Here is a 1,778-nt window from a genome sequence, read left to right on the forward strand (position 1 = left end):
CCAAAGTAAAACTACCGCGTTAAAAAAAAGCAAGTATAAAGCTCTCACTCTTAGGATAAACGGTTCTTGCGCGTAGATGCGTTGAAATCTTTTTAAAATCATACTTTCCTAAAAAATCGATCCTTTCCGAAATTATACCGATCGGAAATGCTCATTCACAATTCGAAGATTATAACTCCTATCGGGTCGAATTTCAAGTCAAAGAGACACAATATTCGGACTTAACAAAATTTCGTCTATAGGCGAGATGTTATCCGAGATTTACCGCGCGACTTAAACTTGAGACGTCGCCTTTCGGTTATATAAGAATCTCGCAGCTTGATCATTCCGATAGAGTAGAATTAAGATTTGAGAAAGGCCCTTGCTCAAAAACAAAGAAGAGATCAAAATTCCAAAACGGCGACCAAACCCCGATCGTTAAAAAGCTCGAAATCGGCTCGGATCTGTTTGGAAAGAATCTGAATCAAAGTGAAACCGGTCGTATTTGATTTTTTCAAATCAATCGGAGCGGTCATTCCCACTCCGTTGTCCTTTATCATTAATTTGTAATTTTCTCCGGTTTTAGAAAAACGAATCTCTATGTTCGGATCCTGAGATTCCTTAAACGCGTGTGTAAGCGAATTGTTCAAAAGTTCGTTGAAGATCATCGCACAAGGAATCGCCGTTTCGATCGGTAGATCGATTCTTTCCGAATAATTGCGGATCACCACCCGGGATTCCTTATGTTTGTTTTTTAGATTCTCTATGATCTTTTCGATCACGCTCGTAAATTCTATACTGTGATAGTTATCCGATTTGTACATGTAATTATGCACTTCCGACATCGCGAGAATTCGATTCTGAAATTCGAATAATACCCTTTGAGAATCCGATTTGTCGTCGCGATGTAGATCCGCGAGCCCGCTCAGAACTTGAAGATTATTCCTCACCCTGTGATGGATTTCCTTGATCAACTCGTCCTTTTCCTTAATGTAAGAATTCAAAAGATTGACCGTTAAAAAGGCGATACTCGTAAAAAGAAAACCCAATCGGAATCCACGGCAAAACTGATTTTTAAAGTTCCTTTTTGAGAGAGCGTATGTAGAAAATAGAACATTAGAATAAACGAGTATAAAGAAACATAAATCGTAGTTCGAATGCTTGTAAAAAGCAAAAATATAATGACACCTAGTAATCGGAAAACTATACAAAACGTTCCCCTCAGGATCTCCGAAAAACATTCCTAAAGTGACTCCTACCAGAACGGTCGACAAAGTGAGGATTAAAGCTTTTTTAAATTGCCCGTTCCAAACCAAAAGCATCGATAAAAACGAATCCGATATTAGCATTACAAAACTAGGGAGATACGTCACCTGGTCGAAAAAAAAACAGAACGTGATTCCCGGAAAAACGAAGGTAACTACGTTAAAAACAAATAAATACAAAGCTCTCACTCTTAAGATAGACGACTCTTGCGCGTAGATGCGTTGAAATCTTTTTAAAATCATACTTTCCTAAAAAATCAATTCTTTCCGAAATTATACCGCTCTAAAAAACTCATTCACAATTCTAAAATTATACTAGGTGTTATTGAGGCGAATTTCAAGTCAGTAGAAATATAATATAGTGTAGTGTATCACACCTAGTATAAAGTCGCTATGAATTATTCGACTTCTATTTCGAAACAAAAACGAGGATTCCATGCGAGGTTTACGACGTCGACAAAAGGAAACTTGGGAAATTTTTTAAGTTCTCGGTTTTAAATAACGTGAATTCGGCCTAAGAAATTTTAGGCAAAT

The 1,778-nt window shown here is 37.2% G+C and carries 1 protein-coding gene and 1 pseudogene; one reads left to right on the top strand and one right to left on the bottom strand.

Annotation, left to right across the window (positions count from 1 at the left end; all coding sequences use genetic code 11):
- Window positions 1–383: 383 nt before the first annotated feature.
- Window positions 384–1,328, bottom strand: a pseudogene (locus tag LEP1GSC060_RS00195) (sensor histidine kinase).
- Between LEP1GSC060_RS00195 and LEP1GSC060_RS20440 the strand changes: the two are divergent.
- Entirely contained in the window at window positions 1,255–1,461 is a 207-nt protein-coding gene (locus tag LEP1GSC060_RS20440; protein WP_155119598.1) for a hypothetical protein, read from the top strand. The pseudogene LEP1GSC060_RS00195 and the gene LEP1GSC060_RS20440 sit on opposite strands and share 74 nt — an antisense overlap.
- Window positions 1,462–1,778 lie beyond the last annotated feature (317 nt).

The organism is Leptospira weilii serovar Ranarum str. ICFT (assembly GCF_000332415.1).
In the GTDB taxonomy this organism is placed as follows: domain Bacteria; phylum Spirochaetota; class Leptospiria; order Leptospirales; family Leptospiraceae; genus Leptospira; species Leptospira weilii_A.